Consider the following 2,070-nt stretch of genomic DNA (forward strand, 5'->3'; position numbering starts at 1 on the left):
AATTTTTCGCGGGAAAGCCCAATATTGGCAAAAGCATCTTCAATATGCTTGCCCCCTGCTTGAATGCGCGCACTCATGGCATTAAAACCACGCGCAGCACTCTCTGGAACAATCCCAGCAGAAATCATCGCCGTACCAAATGCCGCAGTTTCGCGCGCGGTGAGCTTAAACATGGTTGCCGCACCGGTGGCACGATTGGTAAAATCAGACACTTCACTGGCTTTTGCCGCCATGTGATTAGAGAGATGATTGATAGCATCACCTAGATCTTCAATACCTACCTGATTAAGCTTAAAGACATTGCGCAATTTGGCAAAGCGCTCCCCAATCTGATCTCCCGTCATATCAAAAGCTACAGCTGCTTTAGCGGCATAAATGCTAAAAGCTTCCAGATCTTGTTCGCCAATCCCTGCTTGGCTGGCACTGGTCATCAATTCTAAGACTTCACGCGCCGCTAACGGAATCTTGGTGGAGGTTTCAAGCGCAAAACGGCGCAATTCCTTTAAGCGATCAAGGGGGGCATCGAGAACCTTTTCCAAGCCCTTCATCGATTGATCAAATTGCATGGCTTTATAGAGCGGTGCAATTAAGGTTGCTGTTTGCGCAATGGCACCCACCATACGCCCCCGCGCATGGTTAAAAGCATTTTCCGCATTCTTTGTCGCATCCTCAAGATGCTCTGGGTCAAACCACCCTTTAAAATGCTGCCTTGTCTTGTTTTGGAAATGCGCAACATCTGAACTAAAGGCTGCAAGATCCCGCTTGGCAGAAGCGATCCCCTCTTGCAGATGATTAACAAAACGCACAACAAGGGAAACATCCATGATCGTCTCTTATCCTAACTGATGGCTTTCATATTCTTGGGCTTTAAAGCGCGCGAGTTCTTCTCGATAGGCAATCACATCCAGCCAATCCATCTGGTTAATCTCTGAAGGCGCCCAGTGATAATAAAGGGCTAGTTCTGCCCCAAATTGTCCGGCAGAGAGGATTGGCGTTGCGTAAAAAAAGCAAAAAAAGCCTTCAATATTGCGACAATATCCATCACATCAACTCGATCAATCAATTCAATAGATTCATGTGACATATCAGCCAAAAGTGCTGTGATGCCTTCTGTTGCCTCACTTGTGAACAAAACTTGAGAAAGCTTCGTGATAAGCACATCATTGCTCAAAGTTGTTTTTTGCTCTCCAAACTCAGGAAGCAGCAGCTCTGTCAATTGTGGTCCAATGAGCACCGCTAATTGCTTGGCATGCTTAAAAGTGGGGCGATAAAAGGTCAGTTTCTTGCAGAGAGATTCTTTGCCACCTTTATCTTGATAAAGAAACGGAACCTGCAATTCCACGTCAATGCTGGTTTGTAAACTTGTCATGATCAATTCCTATAAATGAGAACCCTATCAATAATGAGAGCTTATAAGTTGAGAATAGAGCGGCGGCGAGAACCGATCTCTTGCCCATTGCGGACAAGCCAGCCGCCCCGTTTAAAAGAAAAGCGGTGCAAAACAGAACCATCCCAAAATTCCGTATAATCCCAAACATTTTTGATCTCGCAATCATAGCCTGTGGCTTTCCCAGCTGTTAAGCCTTCGCTATCGACTTTGACCAACCGCCCTGTCACATCAATGGAATGTTCATGCTCGCGTCCATCTTCTTCAGAGATCACATGTTTTTTGCCAGTAAATTTATGACGAAGACCAGGAGGACCACCAAAGATGCCGATAATTTCTGGTGTGTGGCTGCGGATTTTCATTTGTAAACTCAAAGCTTTCACACCAAGACCGCTCACATCAATTTGCATATCAGAGCCGCCCGGTTGATAGGTTTCGGTGATTTCTTCTAACGTAGGTAATTTGAGGGTTTCAAGATCAAGATGGAGATTCACATCATCATCAACAATCAAGGTAAAACCGCGTACAATGCGTAAAGTCATGCTTTAACTCCTTGCTGCTTTGCGATAAGTTTCAAGCGTATCGCCAAATTGATAAGTCATTTTCTTTTGGATATCTTGCGCCAAACGGTCAAAATAAGCGCTATTGCGCCGGCTGCCGAAACTCAAATCTTCTAAAGGTGG

The 2,070-nt window shown here is 45.3% G+C and carries 3 protein-coding genes and 1 pseudogene; all 4 read right to left on the reverse strand.

Annotation, left to right across the window (positions count from 1 at the left end; all coding sequences use genetic code 11):
• Nucleotides 1-824: phage tail tape measure protein (locus ACFIMC_RS04775; protein ID WP_375680791.1), on the reverse strand; the 824-nt coding region annotated here is incomplete at its 3' end.
• A 131-nt stretch (nt 825-955) separates the two neighbouring features.
• Nucleotides 956-1,369 carry a hypothetical protein gene (locus tag ACFIMC_RS04780; RefSeq protein ID WP_375667721.1) on the reverse strand — a complete coding sequence of 138 codons (414 nt, stop codon included), beginning with the start codon at nt 1,367-1,369 and terminating at the stop codon, nt 956-958.
• Nucleotides 1,370-1,410: 41 nt separating this feature from the next.
• Nucleotides 1,411-1,929, reverse strand: coding sequence for a phage major tail tube protein (locus ACFIMC_RS04785; RefSeq protein WP_015856800.1), 519 nt, complete (start codon nt 1,927-1,929; stop codon nt 1,411-1,413).
• 3 nt (nt 1,930-1,932) lie between these two features.
• Nucleotides 1,933-2,070 (reverse strand): annotated as a pseudogene (locus ACFIMC_RS04790) (phage tail protein); the annotation flags it as partial.

The sequence above is a fragment of the Bartonella sp. AP21QHHD genome, assembly GCF_042196205.1.
In the GTDB taxonomy this organism is placed as follows: Bacteria; Pseudomonadota; Alphaproteobacteria; order Rhizobiales; family Rhizobiaceae; genus Bartonella.